This window comes from Mesorhizobium sp. M0910 (genome assembly GCF_040319465.1).
Lineage (GTDB): Bacteria > Pseudomonadota > Alphaproteobacteria > Rhizobiales > Rhizobiaceae > Mesorhizobium.
Window position 1 is genome coordinate 143,548 of record NZ_JAMYNZ010000012.1, and the last position, 18,775, is coordinate 162,322.

At 59.2% G+C, this 18,775-nt stretch carries 17 protein-coding genes and 7 pseudogenes; 12 read left to right on the forward strand and 12 right to left on the reverse strand.

The genetic code is table 11. The annotated features are described in order from the left end of the window. Nucleotides 1-168: 168 nt before the first annotated feature. Both NKH78_RS26100 and NKH78_RS26105 read left to right on the forward strand, forming a co-directional pair. Nucleotides 169-519: a transposase gene (locus NKH78_RS26100; protein ID WP_352884680.1), complete on the forward strand. Its 351-nt coding sequence runs from the start codon at nt 169-171 to the stop codon at nt 517-519. Continuing rightward, nucleotides 468-1,136, forward strand: coding sequence for an IS3 family transposase (locus NKH78_RS26105; protein WP_352884707.1), 669 nt, complete (start codon nt 468-470; stop codon nt 1,134-1,136). Before NKH78_RS26100 ends, NKH78_RS26105 begins: the two co-directional genes overlap by 52 nt. Here NKH78_RS26105 and NKH78_RS26110 read toward each other — a convergent pair. After that, nucleotides 1,066-2,432, reverse strand: a pseudogene (locus NKH78_RS26110) (IS30 family transposase). The gene NKH78_RS26105 and the pseudogene NKH78_RS26110 overlap by 71 nt on opposite strands. Here NKH78_RS26110 and NKH78_RS26115 point away from each other — a divergent pair. Continuing rightward, nucleotides 2,425-2,772 (forward strand): integrase core domain-containing protein, encoded by a 348-nt coding sequence (locus NKH78_RS26115; RefSeq protein ID WP_352884682.1) that lies wholly within the window; start codon nt 2,425-2,427, stop codon nt 2,770-2,772. The pseudogene NKH78_RS26110 and the gene NKH78_RS26115 overlap by 8 nt on opposite strands. Nucleotides 2,773-2,950: 178 nt before the next feature. Further along, the gene (locus NKH78_RS26120; RefSeq protein WP_352884708.1) at nt 2,951-3,364 is read left to right on the forward strand and encodes a PAN domain-containing protein; all 414 of its coding nucleotides are present in this window, start codon (nt 2,951-2,953) and stop codon (nt 3,362-3,364) included. Here the strand turns inward: NKH78_RS26120 and NKH78_RS26125 are convergent. Further along, nucleotides 3,318-3,917: pseudogene (locus NKH78_RS26125) on the reverse strand (transposase); the annotation flags it as partial. The gene NKH78_RS26120 and the pseudogene NKH78_RS26125 sit on opposite strands and share 47 nt — an antisense overlap. 461 nt (nt 3,918-4,378) lie before the next feature. Here NKH78_RS26125 and NKH78_RS26135 point away from each other — a divergent pair. After that, a complete protein-coding gene (locus NKH78_RS26135; RefSeq protein ID WP_502899849.1) occupies nt 4,379-4,519 on the forward strand; it encodes a hypothetical protein in 141 nt (46 codons plus the stop codon). Nucleotides 4,520-4,656: 137 nt separating this feature from the next. Here the strand turns inward: NKH78_RS26135 and NKH78_RS26140 are convergent, their stop codons facing one another. From NKH78_RS26140 to NKH78_RS26170, 7 genes are all read right to left on the reverse strand, one after another. Beyond that, a complete protein-coding gene (locus NKH78_RS26140; RefSeq protein ID WP_352884684.1) occupies nt 4,657-5,820 on the reverse strand; it encodes a M20 aminoacylase family protein in 1,164 nt (387 codons plus the stop codon). A 135-nt stretch (nt 5,821-5,955) separates the two neighbouring features. Continuing rightward, the gene (ehuA, locus tag NKH78_RS26145; RefSeq protein ID WP_352884686.1) at nt 5,956-6,777 is read right to left on the reverse strand and encodes an ectoine/hydroxyectoine ABC transporter ATP-binding protein EhuA; all 822 of its coding nucleotides are present in this window, start codon (nt 6,775-6,777) and stop codon (nt 5,956-5,958) included. After that, nucleotides 6,767-7,444, reverse strand: coding sequence for an ectoine/hydroxyectoine ABC transporter permease subunit EhuD (ehuD, locus tag NKH78_RS26150; protein ID WP_352884688.1), 678 nt, complete (start codon nt 7,442-7,444; stop codon nt 6,767-6,769). The genes ehuA and ehuD overlap by 11 nt, the downstream gene beginning before the upstream one ends. A gap of 4 nt (nt 7,445-7,448) precedes the next feature. Next, nucleotides 7,449-8,114 (reverse strand): ectoine/hydroxyectoine ABC transporter permease subunit EhuC, encoded by a 666-nt coding sequence (ehuC, locus tag NKH78_RS26155; protein ID WP_352884690.1) that lies wholly within the window; start codon nt 8,112-8,114, stop codon nt 7,449-7,451. A gap of 84 nt (nt 8,115-8,198) precedes the next feature. Continuing rightward, nucleotides 8,199-9,041 (reverse strand): ectoine/hydroxyectoine ABC transporter substrate-binding protein EhuB, encoded by an 843-nt coding sequence (gene ehuB / locus NKH78_RS26160; RefSeq protein WP_352884691.1) that lies wholly within the window; start codon nt 9,039-9,041, stop codon nt 8,199-8,201. Nucleotides 9,042-9,231: 190 nt separating this feature from the next. Continuing rightward, a complete protein-coding gene (locus NKH78_RS26165; protein ID WP_352884692.1) occupies nt 9,232-10,401 on the reverse strand; it encodes a M24 family metallopeptidase in 1,170 nt (389 codons plus the stop codon). Nucleotides 10,402-10,485: 84 nt separating this feature from the next. Continuing rightward, a complete protein-coding gene (locus NKH78_RS26170) occupies nt 10,486-11,595 on the reverse strand; it encodes a mandelate racemase/muconate lactonizing enzyme family protein (protein ID WP_352884694.1) in 1,110 nt (369 codons plus the stop codon). A gap of 572 nt (nt 11,596-12,167) precedes the next feature. Here NKH78_RS26170 and NKH78_RS26175 point away from each other — a divergent pair. From NKH78_RS26175 to NKH78_RS26185, 3 genes and pseudogenes are all read left to right on the forward strand, one after another. Then, nucleotides 12,168-12,302, forward strand: coding sequence for a hypothetical protein (locus NKH78_RS26175; protein WP_352884715.1), 135 nt, complete (start codon nt 12,168-12,170; stop codon nt 12,300-12,302). After that, nucleotides 12,271-13,346 (forward strand): annotated as a pseudogene (locus NKH78_RS26180) (IS5 family transposase). The gene NKH78_RS26175 and the pseudogene NKH78_RS26180 overlap by 32 nt, the downstream one beginning before the upstream one ends. Before the next feature lie 215 nt (nt 13,347-13,561). After that, entirely contained in the window at nt 13,562-13,777 is a 216-nt protein-coding gene (locus tag NKH78_RS26185) for a hypothetical protein (protein ID WP_352884696.1), read from the forward strand. Between the two features lie 186 nt (nt 13,778-13,963). Here the strand turns inward: NKH78_RS26185 and NKH78_RS26190 are convergent, their stop codons facing one another. Together NKH78_RS26190 and NKH78_RS26195 are read right to left on the reverse strand one after the other, a co-directional pair. After that, on the reverse strand, nt 13,964-14,488 hold the full coding sequence (locus NKH78_RS26190) for a GNAT family N-acetyltransferase (protein WP_352884697.1): 525 nt from the start codon (nt 14,486-14,488) through the stop codon (nt 13,964-13,966). 543 nt (nt 14,489-15,031) lie between these two features. Beyond that, nucleotides 15,032-15,295 (reverse strand): annotated as a pseudogene (locus NKH78_RS26195) (IS630 family transposase); the annotation flags it as partial. Between the two features lie 25 nt (nt 15,296-15,320). On the opposite strand from NKH78_RS26195, the pseudogene NKH78_RS26200 reads away from it, so the two are divergent. From NKH78_RS26200 to NKH78_RS26215, 4 genes and pseudogenes are all read left to right on the forward strand, one after another. Next, nucleotides 15,321-15,668, forward strand: a pseudogene (locus NKH78_RS26200) (PfkB family carbohydrate kinase); the annotation flags it as partial. Between the two features lie 84 nt (nt 15,669-15,752). Further along, entirely contained in the window at nt 15,753-16,226 is a 474-nt protein-coding gene (tnpA, locus tag NKH78_RS26205; protein ID WP_352884699.1) for an IS66-like element accessory protein TnpA, read from the forward strand. After that, nucleotides 16,207-16,560 (forward strand): IS66 family insertion sequence element accessory protein TnpB, encoded by a 354-nt coding sequence (gene tnpB, locus NKH78_RS26210; RefSeq protein WP_352469379.1) that lies wholly within the window; start codon nt 16,207-16,209, stop codon nt 16,558-16,560. The genes tnpA and tnpB overlap by 20 nt, the downstream gene beginning before the upstream one ends. Nucleotides 16,561-16,614: 54 nt before the next feature. Further along, nucleotides 16,615-17,079 (forward strand): annotated as a pseudogene (locus tag NKH78_RS26215) (transposase domain-containing protein); the annotation flags it as partial. A gap of 285 nt (nt 17,080-17,364) precedes the next feature. On the opposite strand, the pseudogene NKH78_RS26220 reads toward NKH78_RS26215, so the two are convergent. Beyond that, a pseudogene (locus tag NKH78_RS26220) lies at nt 17,365-18,533 on the reverse strand (IS110 family RNA-guided transposase). Between the last annotated feature and the right edge of the window lie 242 nt (nt 18,534-18,775).

Here is an 18,775-nt window from a genome sequence, read left to right on the forward strand (position 1 = left end):
ATCGTCGGCGGCTTTTGCCGTCAGCCGAATCTTCGTTCAAAGGAGCGACGGCAGCAATTACGTCATCGTGTGCAAGATTGGACGCCGATCTGGAGTGGGCCCCTCGGGCCGGACAGAATGGTTTTCGGTAATTGACCGGGCAGCCGGGCTTTCAGAGGATGAAGGCCCATGGCAAAGCACCGAACCCACAGCGTCGATTTCAAGCGGCAGGTTTCGCAGGAGTATTTCGGCGGCGAGACCCTGCATGCCCTCTCGAAGCGGCACGACATCTCCCGCAATCTGATCCGGATTTGGGTCGAGAAGTTTCAGGCGGGCGCTCTCGATGAGGATGCCGCAGCGGCCGATCTTCTCCAGGCCTATGAGGCGCGCATTGCCGCGCTCGAACGGCTAGTCGGCAAGCAGGCTCTGGAACTGGAGTTTCTAAAGGGGGCTCTGCATGCACGACCGCGGCAGAGAAACGGGCCTACATCCGCGACCACCGGTCCCATGGTCTCTCCGTCGCCGAGGGATGCCGGCTGATGGGCCTCTCGCGCACGACCTTCTATGACCAGCCGCGCAGCGCGGCCGACGACACCGCGATCGTCGAAGCGATCGCAGCCATCTGCGACGAATTCGAGCACTATGGCTGGCGTCGTGTCCGTGCCGCTCTTCGGCAAAAAGGCATGATCGTCAATCACAAGAAGATCCGCCGCCTGATGCGCGAGCATGACCTTCAGCCGAGAATGCGCCGCCGATTCACGCTGACCACAGACAGCGATCACAATCAGCCAATCTTCCCGAACCTCGCCCAGGACATCATCCTCGATGGGCCGAGCCAACTCTGGGTGGCCGATATCACATACGTCACCGTCGTCGGTGGCTTTGCCTATGTTGCCGTTGTCCTCGATGCCTGGTCGCGGCGGGTTGTCGGATACGCCATCAGCCGCTCGATCGACGCGCGGCTGACGCTAGCGGCTTTGACCGCCGCAGTCGAAGGACGCAAACCACCACCCGGCTGCGTGCATCATTCTGATCGCGGATCACAAGGCGGATTCAAGCGATCGTCGCAACACCGATTGTGTTCACTCACGACAGCAACTCGTCAAGCGCCTCTGCGGGCGTTTTCCAGCCCAGGGTCTTTCTCGGTCTGGCATTAAGGCCGCAGCCACGGCGGCGATCTCGTCGGTGCTATGGATGCTCAGGTCGGTGCCTTTCGGGAAGTACTGACGTAGCAGCCCATTGGTGTTCTCGTTGGTGCCCCGCTGCCATGGGCTTTGCGGCTCGCAGAAGTAGACTTGGACGCCCGCGTCGATCTTGAGACGATCGTGCTGAGCCATTTCGGCTCCCTGATCCCAAGTCAGCGAACGGCGCAGTTCTTCGGGCAAGGTGATGATGGTCCGCGTAATTGCGTCCCGCACGGCTTCGGCCCCGTGTCCCGCGAGAGCGGGTCCATTTTTCATGCGCGGAGCTTCGCCATGCCCCGCAAGCCGGGGAAGATGGAGTAGCATCGTGAAGCGCGTCGTACGTTCAACCAGCGTGCCGATCGCCGAGCTGCCAAGACCAAGGATGAGGTCTCCCTCCCAGTGACCCGGCACCGCGCGATCGGCCGCTTCGGCGGGGCGTTGACTGATCATGATCTCCGGCGAGACCTTGCCTCGCCTGAGTACGCGCGCCCTGGGGACCCGCAGCACGCGCCCCGTTCGCAAGCAGGCCGACAGTTCGCGGCGTAGCGCTCCCCGACCCTGAACGAAGAGGGCTTGATAGATGGCTTCGTGGCTGATGCGCATCGTCTTGTCGTCCGGGAAGTCGATCGGCAAGCGTCGGGCAATCTGCTCCGGGCTCCAGGCCCTGGCCCAGCGCCGATCCTTTCGCGGGCCATGCCGGCGGCCCTTCCACGGAACGGCGGGACCAGGAACGGCGGCGCCGCTCGGGGTCATGACGACGCCGGCCAGTCGCTGCTCCACATAAGTGCGCAAGGTCGTGTTGAGCGCAAGCTTGGTCGGTTTGGGCCGACGGGCCGATCGCTCGGCGTGCCATTGGGCTGTCGATGCACGATACTCCAGGCCGCCGCTGCGCGTCGCGGCATTGCGTCGTAGCTCGCGGGAGATGGTCGAGGCGGATCGGCCAAGTCGGAGTCCGATCTCGCGTCTCGAAAGGCCCTGAACGCGAAGAAGTGCGATCTCCTCGCGTTCCGCAAACGAGAGGTACCGCCCGGACGGCGGTCTGGCCGAGGAACTGAACATCGCTGGTGGCATGCCGCCTGCCTCTCGAAACAATCTGGTTCCGACAGGCTGCGACATGCCAGCCGTCAGCGCAGCATCCTCGCTGGTCATTCCCTGCGCAATCCCCAACCAGAATCGCTGGAGTTCAAATCGCCCCGCCACTGGCGGCCGTCCCGGCGACGGCAACGGCGCTCGTCCAGAACGGTGTGATCTTCGTTTTCGAATGACCATCGCAACCTCCTTCGCTCAGGTGTTGCGACGACCGCTTGAATCCGCCCAATATGCCGCGACAGCCTATCGCGATCACCTTGCCGCCCACGGCCTGGTCGGTTCCATGGGCCGGCGCGGCAATCCCTACGACAACGCAAAGGCGGAAAGCTTCATGAAGACGCTCAAAGTCGAGGCCGTCTATCCAATGGCCTTCGAGACGTTCGCCGATGTCATCGAACACCTTCCGCATTTCCTTGGGGAGGTCTACAACCGCCGACGGCTTCACTCAGCACTCGGCTATCTCAGTCCAATGCAATTCGAGGATCAACACACCCGGCAAACGGTCAAATCAGCGGCCTGACTCTGTCCGGCCCGAGGGGCCCACTCCAATCCGGGGTCAGTTTTGGAAGCCGTTTGACACGTTCGAGAACCGCATTCGCCGCCAGCGCTCTAGCTCCAGAATAGTTGGACTTCTCTTGGCATTGGTCGGCGCAATTGCGGCTGCTGTCGTTCCATCTGCCGGAATTCGGTCCGCGAATGTGCAATCAGTTGGGGATCTTTTCTACTATCCGCATACTTCCTTGAATGGGATCGTCAGTGCGAAGGTCAGCGTCCAGTTGGGGTCCTGCAGAAACCTTTGCTCCGCGCGCTTGGGATGCGCCGGCTTTGACCACTCGTCGAACGGCGATGTCTGCAGGCTGTTCGTGAGCGTTGGCGGCGCCGAGGAAAGCCAGGGGCAAACGGCCGGCACCCGCAGTCTTGTCACTGGCTACCATCCGCCAATCAATCAACCTGCCCCTCCACAGCCTGCCGAACCACCGCCGCAGCCTGACCAGCCGGCGCAGCAGGCGATTGCCGGGACGTCACCGCCTGCCACGTTCAGGCGCTTCCTCAACAGAGATCTTGACGCATCTGCCGCTTGGTGCGCAAATGCACCGTCAGCTCCTTCTTGAGCACCCCTCGCGACTGGATGAAGAGACTGCGATAGATCGCTTCGTGAGATATCCGCATGCTTTGATCGCTCGGGAACTGCCGCCTCAGCCAGCCGGAAATCTGCTCCGGCGACCACTGCAGCGCCAGCTTCTGCGCCACACGCCATCGTAGCTGTCCATGGCATGCCAGGCGACACCGCTTTGGACGCAACGCTCGATCCCATGCATGCTTGTCGGCCCGGGTTGCACGATACGCCTGCGAACCGCCGTTGCGCCGGATCTCACGGCATATCGTCGATGGGGATCGTCCAAGACCTCGCGCAATACTCCGGATCGACCGACCGGCCGCAATTCCGCGGGAGATCTCTTCGCGCTCTTCCAACCTCAGCCCTGACGTCGCCCTGCGCCGCGGTGGCGGAGCAATACCCCAGTGCAGAGCCACGATCTGCTGGACGCCGGTCTTGTTCCTCCGCTCCAGCGCCCGCGAGATCGCCGAGATGCTTTGCCCCTGCCTCCAGCGCTCCCACAGCCCAGCCTTCTGCGCCGTCGTGAACCAGATCCGTGACGTCACCATATGCCACCTCCTCATCCTCACAGATTAGAAGGTGTTGCGTTGACCGGTTGAACCCGCCGCCCTTTAACGTTGCGTATACGGTGATAACCACAAATGGAGCACCAAGCACAGAATGCGCCAATATCAAGCCGGAGAACGTTCCGACCAGCTTCAACTTGGCGAAAACATAAAAGTGTCCGACGCCAGACACTATAGCTGGCACTGCCAGCGGCGATATGAGAACGGCGAATACAATGTTTCTATATCGCCACTCGCTCTGGCTCAGCCCCAGCGCAGCCAAGGTGCCAAGAACAGTCGCAACGACCGTCGGCGAAATTCCTATAATAAAACTATTTCGGATATGGATTGCCCGCCCCTCCTGGTGTGCATCGGCTAGGATGCTGGTGCTGAGAAAGAAAGGAGCGAGCCACGAACATTGTGATCCTGGGCATTGATCTGGGCAAGAACATCTGCAGCGTCGTATGAACGCGACCGGCACCGTGGTGCTGCGCCGACGCATGCGCCGCCAGACGGTAATCGATTTTGCGTCCAAGCTGCCGCAGTGCGTGATGGCCATGGAAGTCTGCTGCCTGCTGCGTCGCGCATTATCCGAGCACGAGTAAGTAGGTCGGGAAAGACTTGTTCCACTCGTCGAAGGGCTGCTTTGCGGTGATCAACACGGAGCGCCGCTCATAACGAGCGCTGATGAACTCGACGGAGTTCCAGCCCCGCGGCAGCCGCTCATGCGACTCTCTACCGGTCAAATAGCCAAGCTTTTCTCGACTAAATTTATCCAGTAGCCGATACCATAAGGCAGAGCCTCGTCGTCAAAATCATACGCGGGATGATGCAGATCAGCGCTCGGCCCGTTGCCCAGGAAAATGAAAGCTCCCGGCCGAGCTTGGAGCATGTACGCGAAGTCCTCAGAGCCCAAGATCGGCTTGATCTTATCGTTTACAGCATCGTCGCCGACGAGGCTTCGGGCAGCATCGATCGCCTGATTGGTTTCAACGGTGTGATTGAACGTGAGCGGCTCAAGTCTACGATGTTTATACTCGATCCCCGCCCCCAGAGCGCGCGCGATACCTTCCGCGCAAATTCTTACCTGTCGTTCGGCAAAATCTCTCAAGGCGGAGGAAAGCGTCCGAACCGTTCCGCCGATCGCTATCTGGTCTGAGATGATGTTGTAGGCTTGACCCGTATCGATTCTCGTCACCGAGATTACGAGGGCCTCGGTTGGGTCAGTGTTGCGAGAAACTAGGGTCTGCAAGGCAACGATGATTTGCGCTGCAACGACGATGGGATCAATAGTGAGATGCGGCGTGGCTGCATGACCCCCCTTCCCCTTGACGATGATGTCGAACTCGTCGAGCGCTGCCATTATAGAGCCGTCGCATATCCCGAACTTCCCAATATCAATTCCCGGCATATTGTGCATGCCGAAAACCTGCGAAATTCTGAAGCGCTCCATGAGCCCCTCTTGCACCATTCTTTCGGCGCCACGACCGGCTTCTTCGGCCGGCTGGAAGATCAGGACCGCAGTGCCTTTGAAGCTCCGCGTGCTGGCGAGGTGTTTTGCTGCTCCCAACAGCATGGCAGTATGACCGTCGTGACCACAAGCATGCATCTTTCCAGCGTTCTCGGAACTCCAGGGCTTGTTGGATACTTCGACGATGGGCAGAGCATCCATGTCTGCACGCAAGCCGATCGTCGGGCCGTCTCCTCCAGTTCCATGGATGACCGCCACAACGCCCGTTTCCGCTATGCCGGTTTCGATGTGATTGACACCGAAGGATGCCAGCTTATCTGCCACAAATCTCGCGATGTTGTGGAGCCCGTATTCGAGCTCAGGAGTGCGGTGTAGATACCGACGCCATTCAGTTGCTTCGTTTTGAAGATCGCGAAATTCTTCGATACCACGCATTTCTCAGGACCTTTTTTTCTTGGGGATCCGGATATCGATTGAGGAGAGGCCGACTTACTTAAGCAGGAAGCCTCCGCGGCGCTCAGGAAGAAGCGCGCCTTTTGCCCACGTTTCCGGTACGCCGGAGTCCCTCTATCAAATCGCGTCGCGGACGGCACTCAAGAACTGCCGGGTGCGCTCCTCCTTCGGCTTCCCGAACAATTCTTCGGGGGTTCCCTGCTCCTCGATCCGGCCACGAAAAAAGAAACACACCCGATCTGAAATCTCCTTGGCGAAGCCCATCTGGTGGGTAACCATCAGCATTGTGAGGTGGTGCTGGGATACTAGTCGGCGGATCACGTTGGTAACCTCCGCGATCACTTCCGGGTCGAGCGCCGATGTTACCTCGTCGAACAGCATCACTTTAGGCCGCATGGCGAGCGCGCGGGCGATCGCCAGGCGCTGCTGCTGGCCGCCGGAAAGCCGCGAGGGATGCTGGTCACGCTTGTCGGCGATGCCGACCATGTCGAGCAACTCCTCCGAACGCTCACGCGCCTCTTTTCTGGAGATGCCGAGCACGTGGACTGGGCCTTCCATGCAGTTTTCCAACGCGGTCATATGCGGGAAGAGATTGAAGTGCTGAAAGCACATGCCGATGTTGGATCGCATCTGGCGCAGGTGGCGGCTGTTGGCGCGGACTAACCTGTCGCCCTGCGGCATGTGCGTGAGCGGCTTGCCGTTGACATAAATGACGCCACCATTGATCGTCTCAAGCGTCATCAGTATCCTCAGCACGGTCGTTTTACCCGAGCCGGACGGACCGATGATGGTGACCATCTCGCCCTGAAATACGTCCAGGTCGAGGCAGTCGAGAACAGCAAGTTCGTTGTAACGTTTAGTGACCTTTTTAAAGCTCACCATCGGCACATTTGGCCCCTCGAGCACCAGGGGGAAGCCGGAAAGATCTTCATTCGTCATCGGTACAATTCCAGTTTCCGGCGAACCAGGACTCGAACACACGGCCCCCAGCAGCCGTGGGCAAGGAGATCGCGAGGAAGATTAGTCCCACCAGCGTATAAGGTTCGACAAAGCGATACGTTTCCGAGCCGATAGCGTTCGCCGTTTGCATAAGTTCGGCTACCCCGATCACGGACAGCACGGGCGTGTCTTTAAAAATCCCGACAAGGTAATTGCCCATGCCAGCCAGGGAGGGAGGCAGGGCCTGTGGAATGATGATTCGCCAATAAGTATGCCTTGTCGACAGGTTGAGCGAGCTAGCGGCTTCCCACTGGCCCTTTGGCACGCTGTCCAATCCTCCGCGGAAAACCTCCGACAAATAGGATGCGTATTGCAGTCCGATCGCGATCATGCCCGCCGTCCAAGGCGAGAGCGTTACCCCGAATTGTGGTCCCACATAGAAGACGAAGAAGATCTGTAGGACCAGTGGCGTCGAGCGGATAAACTCGACGGTTTCTCGCACGATCTTTGAAAGCGCCCGGTAGGGAGTGCTCTGTGCGAGCGCCAACACGAGACCGACGACGACGGCGATCGCGTAGCCAAGCCCGGCCGCTATGACGGTGCTACCGGTGGCTGAGAGAAGGCGTGGCAGAATTTCCCAGGTAAAGTCCCATCGCCAGTCGAACACTGCCTCACGCCCTCCCCGTCTTGCGCATCATGAAGCCCTCCAGCCATCGCACGGAAGGAGTGATCATGAAGCGCGCAATGATGTAGTAGACGATTAGCGCGGTACCGAAGCTCTGGGCTGATAGGTAGGTTGTGGTGTTGATCTGCTTGACCTGGAATGTCAAATCAGCGACGGTGATGAGCGCGACCAGCGCAGTGCCTTTCAGAAGCTCGATGAGAAGATTGCCCGAAGGTGGCAGCATGATCAGTAACGCTTGCGGCAGGATCACGCGTTGCATGCGCTTGGCCGTGGACATGTTAAGCGCCAGCGCCGCCTCCCACTGACCGCGCGGAACAGAAAGGATCGCGCTGCGCACTACCTCTGACCCGTAGGCTCCGAGGTTCATGCCGACAGCAACGAAGCCGGCGGTGAATTTCTCGAGGGTGATGCCGAAGAGCGGCAGCACAAAGAAAATCCAATAGAGCTGAACAAGGAGCGAGGTGCCGCGGAATATCTCTATGTAGATAGTGGCCGTGCCACGGACCAGCGGATTTGGCGATATTCGCATCAGCCCGGCCGCGACTGCGATCGCGATTGCTAAAACCGCAGCGAGGATGGTCAGCACTATGGTAACCAGCGTGCCGTTGAGAATCCTGTCCCCATATTTCGCGAGGAATTCGAAATAGGACATGCCGCTCAGATCTTTCCTCAGGTTTGCCTGGAATGCAAAACCCAAAAGAGGCGGGCTGGCGAAGCTGGCCCGCCACTCTACCACCTAACGGTTAGCGCAGATCCATTCGGTCTTTGCATCGCCGGGCAGCTGGTCCTTGTTGTAGCCGTATTTCGAGACCGCCGACAGCATCTGCTCCGAGCCCAAATATTCCTTCAGGGCCTTGTTAAACTCGTCTACAAAAACTTGATCCGCCTTAGTGAACGCAAGGGCGCCCCAGTTGAACGTGTTTTTCGGCATCGCAGCGGAATCGATCGCCTCAAGTTTCCCTCCGCTGCTATCGGCCAACTGTTTCACCATAACTGGTGTACCCGCCCCAACATCTGCGCGCCCGGCCTGCATAGCAGCTAGGATTTCGGTGGGTCCTGGCACCTCCATGATCTTCGCCGCGTCTACGCCTGACGCCTTTGCGTTCGCGATGTTGGCATAGCCAGCTCCGGTGACCATCATGGCGCCGGTATCGCGAACGTTTTCATAGTTGAAGAGGCCCTTTGGGTTGCCTGCGGGAACCAGGAAAGCGTCTCCCATCCGATAGATTGGGTCGGAAAACGTGACGTTCTCGCAACGCGGCGACAGGATGAACATGCCGCCAGTAATGATGTTGAAACGCCCCGCATTCAAACCCGGTATGAGGCCGCCCCACTCTGTCTCCACCGGCTCGATTTTTTCATAGCCCATCTTCTTGAGCACGGCGAGCGTGATGTCGTTGACCCAACCCGTTGGCTTACCGTCCTCCGCCGTATACGCGGAGGGCATTTCATTAGAGTAACCAATGCGAATAGGCTCGCCCGAAGCGATGCGGTCTTTCAGGGGACCGGCTGCTGCCGTAAAGGCAGCCATCGCGCTAAGTGCGACGCCGGCCACAAACCCAATTATCATTGCCTTCATGTCCAATCTCCCTTATTCCGCAGCTCCCTCGCGGAGCAGGCTGCCGACAGTCAACCCCGGTGACAATCTCACCTGGTGCGCATCCTATGCGGCAATACTGCCTGACTGTTGACGTCGAGCCTGTTGCAACGGCGGTTCGCCTCTGGTTTGCCATTGCAGGTCCTGCGGGGCCATCGATCTATCGCAATGTTTACTGTTTGACGAACATGTCTCGCGCGAGGGTACTGAACGATCTCGCGCCGTCCTTGCCCACATGAACTGTCTCGCTGAAGATGTAGCCGTCCGTTTTCTCCCAAATCCCAATCAGCATGTGAAAGGTCATATTCTCCTGGATTTCGGTCTCATCGCCTTCAAGAAAGCTCGGTCCGCCGTCCACCCAGTCGAGGCCTATCGAGTAGCCCATCCGAGATTCTTTACGGACACCATAGGGTCCGAAGGCGCGGCGAAAAGCTTGCTCTACATCGGTGCTTTTTACACCCGGCCGCAATGTTTCAAAGGCAGCGTGCCATCCGTCAAAACACGCTTGATGGACGTGGCGCGATCGAGCTGTCGGCTCACCTAAAAAGATGCTGCGAGACACAGCAGCGACGTATCGATGACGGAAGGCGCCTATCTCAAAATTGGTTTGGGTGTTCATCTTATAGGCGCCATCGCCCCATTTGCTGTGGCACATATTTGCGGGCCAGCCGATGGCCATGTTCGGCATTGAGATGGGACCATGGCCGCCTGGTATCTCAGGCGTTCCACTTGTAAGCGCATGCTGAACTGCTGCCGCTACATCACATTCGCGGACTCCCACTGCGATGAGTTTCTTAGCCTCCAGCATCGCCCGGTCAGCGATTTTGCCAGCCTGCTCCATATATTTTATTTCAGCCGGCGATTTGATCGCTTTAAAGCTGGAGACCAATCCGTCCGCATCGATGAACTCATCCACGCCCAAGGTCTTGCTTAGAACAGCGTAGTCTTTCACGCCCAGCGTTCGGCTCATCCCGCCCGAAAACTCAAGCCCGATGCGGCTGGATTTAACACGTTCTCGGACATACTCCCCAATAGGCTGCCATGCGGACAGTGTCTTCGAACCGATGAACTTTTCCGCATAGCTGAGAATTCGCGATTCTGGCAGGTATGCCTCGACAGAAGCGCCGTGAATGTCCAACTCCCGCATTATGAGCCACGGATCCTCATCGTCCTGCAGAACCAAAGCGGCCTGCGGTACATACGCTGAATAGCCAGCATAACCAGTCAGGTAGTTTAAGTTGGCTTCTTCAAGAACGAGTAGCGCGTCCATTCCGCGCTCTGCCATTTTGCGCCGAAGGCCGGCGACCCGGACGCGATATTCTTCGGTTGTGAATGCAGGCATCACAATTTCCCACTGTTATTCGCAATATTGAGAATGCGCTGGTCGGACGCTGAACGTCCCAGAGCGCGATCGCCGCGCGAATTCCTACGTCGCACCGTACACAGCAACCGGATCCCCGAGGCGGTCTTCCAAGACCTCCTGGCCGAGGCCCGGCTTGTCTGACGCCGTTACGGCCTCTCCGCGTTCGATCAAAATAGGCGCATCGGTTAGAGGTTCGAAATTCACGCTCAATGGATCAAACACCGAGTGTCGAAGCTCCTGAGGCACTGACTGGGCAAAATGGAAAATTGCAGCTTGGACAATACCCCCTCCACCCACATCCTGGAGGCTCATGGGCAATCCTGCGGTAACGCACATATCACGGGCGCGACGTGCCTTCGTCAGGCCCCCGACGCGAGAAATTTTTATGTTCAGCAGATCGGCGGCGTCGTCGCGGATGATCCTCATCACCATTTCAGGCGAGTCAACAATCTCGTCGAGAATTATCGGATGGTCCGTCCGCTGCCTGACGGCGAGGCATTCTTCATACGTTGCGCACGGCTGCTCGATATAGACATCGAGGTCTCGGATCTGGCGAAGCACACGAAGTGCTTGATCACGCGTCCAACCGCGATTGCAGTCCGCATAGTACTCTTCGCCCGGCTTTGCCAGTTTGAGGATGCCACGCAGTCTGGCGACGTCCTCAGCTACGTCGCCGCCCAGTTTCACGGAAAGCCGCCGGTAACCCTGCGCCCGAAGCTCTTCCGTCAGAGCCAACATTTCTTCCTGTGTGCCGAAATATGGACACGCCATCAGGTCAAGGCCTCCATCGAACCTTCCGCCCAGGAGCTCGCAAAGCGGCATCCCTGTGGCCTTACCGAGAATGTCCCAGCAAGCCATATCGAGTGGCGACTTGGCATATGGGTGGCCGTAAAGAGTGTTATCCATCAGATGATTAATGCGATCGAGCTGAAGTGGATTCTGGCCAATCAGATGCGGAGCAAGCACACCGATCGCAGCAACCGCACCCTTAGCAAACGCGGGCAAGTAATTTGCCCCGACCGTCTGGACTTCACCCCAGCCCACAAGGCCTGTATCAGTCTCGATCTTAACCATCGTGTTGTCAAAGGACGTCCAAGTTCTGCCCCGCGACAGACTGTAGCCCTGAGGAAATGGCGCTACGACCTCGTAGACCGATATGCGATTGATTTTCATTGAGCATCCTCATTTTTCATCTGGCTTGGTCGACGCCCACTGATGCGATTGTCCCCACGCGAGACCTAAGGCGCCGACGGCGTCCGCCTACATTTCCTGCTCTTCTGCAGCAGCGCACGAGCTATATACAGCCAGGATGCAGCCTAGGGGATAAGATGTCAAGAAAGATTCCGGACTCGTACCCCCGTGCACGGGGCACGTTGCTCCTCGGCATCATCAGTTCCATGAGTGTGCTGGTTTACCAGATAGTGCTTCGCGCTAATGTTATTTTGAGTGAATTTATTATTGCGCCAGTATGTTTCAGGGTACAATATTTTGAAAAGCTTTCGCCGAAGAGATTGGGCTAACGCGCGCGTCGAAACACGTAATCGAAAGGCCGGCGCGTGGCTTGCCGGTCGACAGCCTTAAGCTTCACCCGGAGCGGCAGCCCCGGCGTTTCGAGATGATCAACGGTGCCGGCGGCCGGCGTCACTGGTCGATGGCGAGAGGCGGATCGTCGCGGAGACGCTGGACCCGAACGCAATCATCTCCGTAGTCGCGCCCGGCGTTTGCGGAATCCGACGATGGTGGGCATGTATTCCGATCTGATCACGCGCAGCTGGACGGCTCGAAAAACCTCGCCTTTTCGGCCGGGATTTGATTCCATCGCCGTGCTGATTTGCGCGAAGGCGATGGATGCGGGGACAGGCCGGGTTCTGGGACGTTGAGGAGCGATATGCGCGGCTGAGCGAAGCAGGCGACCCGCTGGAGAATGAACACGGTCGTGCCGTGGGAGATGTTTCGCAAACCGTTGGCCAAGGCGCTGAAGCGTTCGGATGGCGCGAAGGGCGGCCGGCCGCCTTATGACACGGTGATGATGTTCAAGGTGCTGGTGCTGCAAGCGCTGTATAGGCTGTCGGACGATCAGGCGGAATTCCAGATCCAGCACCGACTTTCCTTCATGCACTTTCTGGGATTGGGGCTGGGCGACAAGGTGCCGGACGCCAAGACGATCTGGCTGTTCCGAGAAATCTCGTGCAGGCCGGCGCTATCGAGAATCTGTTCGCCCGTTTCGACAAGCACCTCACCAAGGCCGGCTATCTGGCCATGGGCGGGCAAATTGTCGACAAGACAGTCGTGGCGGCGCCGAAGCAGTGGAATACCGACGACGAAAAGGCCGACATCAAGGCGGGCAAGATCCCTGATGCCTGGAAGGACAAGCCCGCGAAGCTCAGACAGAAAGACCGAGACGCACGCTGGACCGTGAAGTTCTCCAAGGCCAAGGTCGACGACGAGAGAAAGGAGCACAAGCGCGACATCGCCGTTCCCGTCTTCGGCTACAGGAACCACGCCTCGATCGATCAGCGGCACGGCTTCATCCGCGGCTGGACGGTCACCCATGCCGCGGCCTATGACGGCGCACAGCTTCCAACGTGGTCAAGCGGCCAAACACCGGCTCAACCGTGTGGGCCGACACGGCCTACCGGTCGAAGAAGAACGAGGCCTGGCTCGACAGGAACGGCTTCGTCTCCGACATCCACCAGAAGAAGCCAAAGGGATGCCCGATGAGCGAGGCGACGGCGCGGGCCAACGGGCGGCGATCGAAGATCCGATCCCGCATTGAGCACGTCTTCGCTCACCAGAAGGCCAGGACGAGCCTATTCGTCAGAACCATCGGCATCGCCAGGGCGACGATGAAAATCGGCATGGCCAATCTCGCCTACAACATCACCCGCTACGTCTGGCACGAGAAAACAGCGGCATCGGCATAACGCGGTGCGGGGCGCAAGCCAATGTCGCCCGGCGAAATGCAGCATCGTCTTGCTTCATAACCGCATCGATTGTGCCGAGATCGGCCGCCGCGCCAAAGCCTGTCCGTTTTTCGAGGTGTCCAACAGCAGCACCTGATCGTCGGGGAAGACGTCACTGCATTTGCGGTTGTCAAGGGGCAGCGGAGATGAGCTGCGCCAGCAGCCCGGCATCGATCATGTCCGTCTTGATCTTGGCTCTTGGCATGAGCGATGATGCGCACCTGCTTCGAGTTTGCGATCACCACTTTCTTCACATGTGCGGCGCGACAACCGCGGCGGCCGAGGTCGCGTTGCCCGTCGCCTGGATCACCACGACGTCATTCGACGACAGCTTTGCGGCGAACGCATTCAGCAGATCGCGCCGCAATCGTCGACACGACGCAGCCGCCTGAGCCTGCCGTCTTCCCAGGTCATCGCCTCGGCGAAGGTGCCTGCTGTGCCGCCTGGTCGAAAATGCCGGGAAAGTATGTTGCCGCGACGAACGGACCGTCGATGTTCACATCTGTCGGCTCAGGACGACTCACGCGCCCAACAACTTCATCCGAATCGGGCGATCGAATGTTTTCGTACCCGTACAATTACTTAGACAAATACTCTCCGCGAGTCATTTCATAGTATCGGCATAGCTTACCGTTATACAATCTGTCGTCAATATAACGAAGTCCGATCTTCTTCGCAGCCTTCTCGGCTCGCGTGTTGCCCTGCTCGATGAATCCGACGATCTTTTCTTTTGTCGTTTTTTGTAATGCATGGGTAATTGTGAAGAGCGCCGCCTCGGGCCCCAAGCCTCGTCCTACCCTGTCTTGGAAAAAAACCCAGGCAAATTCGAGGTCGTCGGTGCCCTGGTAATCGCATAGGCCACAGCGACCGATGAAAATCGGGCCATCATTGAGCTTTTCGTAGACCATCCAGTAGCCGAAGCCGTTCTTGTCCCACTGACGCAATAGCCAATCGAGCCACTTGTGCACATCCTCTATGGTCTGCGGAACATTCCTGTAGTTCGCCTTCTGAACCAGCGGATCGTTGTGCAGCTTGAACAATGCCGCTTCGTGTTCAGGTCGTGCGGGAGTGAGGATTAAACGTTCGGTCTGGCATGTCGTCATCGGTATTCTCCCACGTGCGATCCGGCCTGATTGGTTCAGGAGCGGCCGCTGGATAACCATCTTGATCGGCCAAATGTGCCATCTTAATCGAGAAGCAAGGCATCAAGGCCCCGCCGGGGACGAGATAGTATCCGGCTCCTGAGAGTCTGGTACGTCGGAGCCGATGATACTGTACTGGTAAGGGTTATTTTGTTTGTGTATGTCTGAACGATTCCGCAACATCGATATGAACCCTCAAATGACTACCTGAGTGGAATGATTCAAAAGTAAATGTCTATGTCCATACGTGTTTCCGCCCATGACTTAGACATTGGTCGGCGGCTTTGCCACCTTGTGGGAGATGGTTTCAAAAGTTGTGCCAATTGCGCGAAAGAGGTCGCTAAGGCGGGTTCCTTCCTGTTATTCAATGACTTGAACGAGCGTATGTCACTAGGAAGGTCGCACGCCGTGTCGGAGCCTCGACAAACTCGACAATAGGTAACGGGGTAGGTTTGATGATGTTTCCGCCAGTTCTGGGCACACACTCGGCGTCGTCCAGTGGAAGGATTCTAACGCTTGGTGCCCGCTTTTGAGGGCAGCGATGATTTTGTCCGGATAGGCGGTCCAGGTGAAGGGTTTGGGGTGATCGTTGTGCTCGGCGAGGAAGCGGTTGACGGTGGGCAGGAGATCAACGACGGAATGGAAGACGCCGCGCTTGAGGCGGCGTTTGGCGAGCCTGGCGAAGAAGCCCTCCACCGCGTTGAGCCACGAACACGAGGTCGGTGTGAAGTGGAAGGTGAAGCGCTGATGCCGGTCGAGCCACGCACGCCGCCGATACGCCTCGCCGCTACACAACAGCCACGAGATCAAGTCGCTCTACCAGACCTCTTCTTTCGAGGACGCGCTGGCGGCGATCCGCGAGGATTGCAGGACCGCCGTCACCCGGTCGGAGAAGGGCTCGGTGATCGTGCGCGGCGACGAAACGGTGACCTTCAAGGCGACGGCGATCAAGGAACTCGTCGACACGACCGGCGCGGGCGACCTCTACGCCGCCGGCTTCCTCTATGGCTATACCAGCGGGCGCAGCCTCAAGGATTGCGGCGATCTCGCCTCGTTGGCGACCGGGCTGGTGATCCAGCAGATCGGCCCGCGGCCCCGGCAAAACCTGCGCTGCGAAGCGGAACAAGCCGGGCTGCTTTAGGGTAAGCGCGAATTTCCCCGCACCTTTTGCTGTTGAGTGCTCTGATGCATGCAGGTGTCCACCGAAATAGGTGGACACCAAGTGATGGAAGAAGATGAGCAGAAACTGCGGGTGAGGCTTGTCGGTCGGAACGGGCGACGCCGATACGAGCCCGCATCGAAGGACCGTCTTGTCGCGGCCTGCCTTGAGCCTGGCGTGTCGGTATCGAGGCTTGCGCTCGAACATGGGGTCAATGCGAACCTTCTTCGGAAGTGGATAAAGAAGCGCGCGGAGAGCCAGTCCCTCCCACAGCCCCCACCATCGGCGTTCATCCCGGTTCAGATTGAAAGCACTTCCGATCGGGCCTTGCTGCGACAGAGCAGCATGGCTGCGGTGGATTTGCCGGGGACTTGCGATGGGGCACGTAGGTCGGCATCGAAAAGGACAGCGCCTTTTTCCTCTCCAGCCAAGGTGAGCGCGTCGCTGCCGAACGGCGTGAAGTTGACGCTGGAATGCGGTGATGTGGATGCGTTGACGGCGACCATCGGAGCACTGGGTCATGTTCAGACTGGGCGCTGACCTGAAAGTCTACCTGCACCGCGAGCCGATCGACTTCCGGGCCGGCATCAACAGCCTTGCGGTTCTGGTCCAAGAGACGATGGCGCTCGATCCGTTTGCTCCGGCGGTTTTTGCGTTCTGCAATCGCCGTCGCGACCGGATGAAGCTCCTGTTCTTCGATCGGTCGGGCTTTGTGCTGGTAATGAAGCGGCTGACCGAGGACAAGTTCCGGTGGCCGCGCCGGGAGGCAGCGGTGGTCACGCTTACGACCGAGCAATTGCACTGGATCCTCGACGGCATCGACATCGATGCGATGGTCCGCCATCCGGTGCGGCAATATCAGGTTGCCGGTTGAGGGCTCTCGAATTGAGCGGTTGACGCAGCGGCATGCTTTCGATTCAAGAATCTGATGAATCGACCCGGCGAACCGACTGTTGAAGCGTTGATGGCGCGTATTGCTGCGCTGCAGGCGCAGAACCGTCAACTCACCGAACGCGTCGTCAAACTCGAGGAAGAGCTGGCGCTTGCACGACTGCATCGTTTTGCGCCGCGCAGTGAAAAGCACATTGACCGCCTCTTCAATGAAGCCGAACAGGCCGCGGATGAGGACGCCGCCGACAACGAAGATGGCGGCGTCGTTGTCCTGCCGGACACGGGCTTGCCGGCGAGCGAAGGGGCGACGGGAAAGAAGCGCGGCCGCAAGGCCTTGCCGGAAAACCTGCCGCGCGAGCGCGTCGAGTACGACCTTCCCGACGACCAGAAGGCTTGTCCTTGCTGCCGTCATCAGATGCATCGCATGGGCGAGGCCGTTACCGAGCAACTTCATATCGAGGTGAAGGCGAAGGTTCTGCAGAATGTGCGGTTCAAATATGCTTCACATGGGGATTACATGGTCAAGTGTGATTTTCCTCCTTCGCACGGTCCAAGGTCTGAGCCCGATCACGTGACGCGGCCCGGTCGCCGGGCCTCATCCACCTCACATGCGGTCGCCGCTCCTGGCGGCAGCACCAATATCCCGCTTGCGGCGGGCGCAGGCTCAGGAAGACGAAACCATTCTGCCGATCGGCTGTTGAGGCCATGCATATTTTCGGTTCGCCCACCTGGATCCGAAAGGCTGATCAGGCCTTTGCGGAATGGAGGAAAAGGGTGATGGAAGCGGTCATGCGGTTTTCATGAGCGCTCCCTCGATGATGACGCCGGCGGTCGCGTATTTCCACAGCGCCACCAGCAGCTTGCGGGCGAGCGCGACGATCATCGCCTTCTTGAGGCGGCCGCCGTTGCGCGCCACCCGTTCGCTGAACCAGCGGGCCAGGCCCGAGGCCGGCTGAAGGCGCAGCCACAGCCAGGCAAGCTCGACCATCGTCGTTCGCAGCCGCGGATTGCCTGCCTTCGACACGCCTTGTTCGTGATCGATCGTGCCGCTCTTCCATCGGGAAGGTGCCAGTCCGCATAGGCGGCCACCTGCCTGCGGTTGTTGAAATGCCGGAACAGCCCTTCGGCGTGGAGGATCGTCGCGAATTCCGGCCCGATGCCCTTCAGCTTGAGCAACATCGCCGCCGGCGTCGAGGCGTCCACCGCCGTCGCGGCGAGCAGCGCGTCGCGCTCGGCCTCCACCGCCTTGATCTGGCCGAGCAGCAATTCGAGACGGTCAAGTTCGCGGCCGATCTGGGCCTTCATGCGGGCCGGAAGGGCGCGGCCATCGCCGGTCCGCAGTTCTTCCAGGCGATCGCGCCGGTCGCGGCGCAAAGGCTCGTAGTCGCGGATGCCCTGGCTGAAGAGCAGGCCTTTGATGCGGTTGGCGTGCTCGACCCGTTCGGCGACCAGCACCTTGCGCTCGCGGCTGGTCCGGCGGCGATCCTCATTCTCGGGCGTCGGCACCCGGACCATCGAGCAGACGCGCGGCTCACCCCGCTTGACGGCCAGCAGAGCGCGGATCAGCGCCTCGCCATCAAGCCGATCCGTCTTGGCACGACGGTGGCGGCGCGACACCGCGATCGATGCCGCATCGACGATGTGACTTTCGATCCAGTCCTCGCGGTTCAGCACCCGGTCGATCCAGAAGCCGTCCAGCCCCGCCTCCTGGATCACCACCAACGGATAAAGCGTGCCCGTGCGCGCCTCGGCCTTGCTGCGCAGGCCGGTGAGGCAGACGAGCAGCCCGGCACTGTCACCGCCGGCGACCATGTGGCGCGACATCTTCTCGCTGCCCGGTACAATCGAGGTGACTAGCCAGGTCGATCTGGACAGCTCCAGCGAGACGAAGATTGCGCCAAGGTCCACGCGGACAGCGGCTTGTAGCTCGGATTGATCGGCGGTCGAAAGATGCATGAAAGGGCCTCCAAAGAGCGAGTTGCGGATGGCCCACTCTGCCAGAGTGCGGGCCACGATCCACTCCCCATGGGATCTGCCGCCATTGTGAGCGTACCGGTGTCGATGCCGGCTCAATACTCCCCAGAAGTGCCGTTTGAATCTTCCCCAGTTTAGCGCTGTCGCCGGTGGTTGCGGGCGGCGGGCCGGACGACCGGCGGCGGCGGGGCATGGTTATTTTTCTGGATGTTGGGGGTGGGGTT

Coding starts and splice junctions, on each gene's coding strand:
- NKH78_RS26100 (WP_352884680.1), top strand. CDS start 169: ATGGCAAAGCACCGAACCCACAGCGTCGATTTCAAGCGGCAGGTTTCG.
- NKH78_RS26115 (WP_352884682.1), top strand. CDS start 2,425: ATGACCATCGCAACCTCCTTCGCTCAGGTGTTGCGACGACCGCTTGAA.
- NKH78_RS26135 (WP_502899849.1), top strand. CDS start 4,379: ATGAACGCGACCGGCACCGTGGTGCTGCGCCGACGCATGCGCCGCCAG.
- NKH78_RS26140 (WP_352884684.1), bottom strand. CDS start 5,820: ATGCGTGGTATCGAAGAATTTCGCGATCTTCAAAACGAAGCAACTGAA.
- ehuA (WP_352884686.1), bottom strand. CDS start 6,777: ATGACGAATGAAGATCTTTCCGGCTTCCCCCTGGTGCTCGAGGGGCCA.
- ehuC (WP_352884690.1), bottom strand. CDS start 8,114: ATGTCCTATTTCGAATTCCTCGCGAAATATGGGGACAGGATTCTCAAC.
- ehuB (WP_352884691.1), bottom strand. CDS start 9,041: ATGAAGGCAATGATAATTGGGTTTGTGGCCGGCGTCGCACTTAGCGCG.
- NKH78_RS26165 (WP_352884692.1), bottom strand. CDS start 10,401: ATGCCTGCATTCACAACCGAAGAATATCGCGTCCGGGTCGCCGGCCTT.
- NKH78_RS26170 (WP_352884694.1), bottom strand. CDS start 11,595: ATGAAAATCAATCGCATATCGGTCTACGAGGTCGTAGCGCCATTTCCT.
- NKH78_RS26175 (WP_352884715.1), top strand. CDS start 12,168: ATGTATTCCGATCTGATCACGCGCAGCTGGACGGCTCGAAAAACCTCG.
- NKH78_RS26185 (WP_352884696.1), top strand. CDS start 13,562: ATGTCCGTCTTGATCTTGGCTCTTGGCATGAGCGATGATGCGCACCTG.
- NKH78_RS26190 (WP_352884697.1), bottom strand. CDS start 14,488: ATGACGACATGCCAGACCGAACGTTTAATCCTCACTCCCGCACGACCT.
- tnpA (WP_352884699.1), top strand. CDS start 15,753: ATGGAAGAAGATGAGCAGAAACTGCGGGTGAGGCTTGTCGGTCGGAAC.
- tnpB (WP_352469379.1), top strand. CDS start 16,207: ATGTTCAGACTGGGCGCTGACCTGAAAGTCTACCTGCACCGCGAGCCG.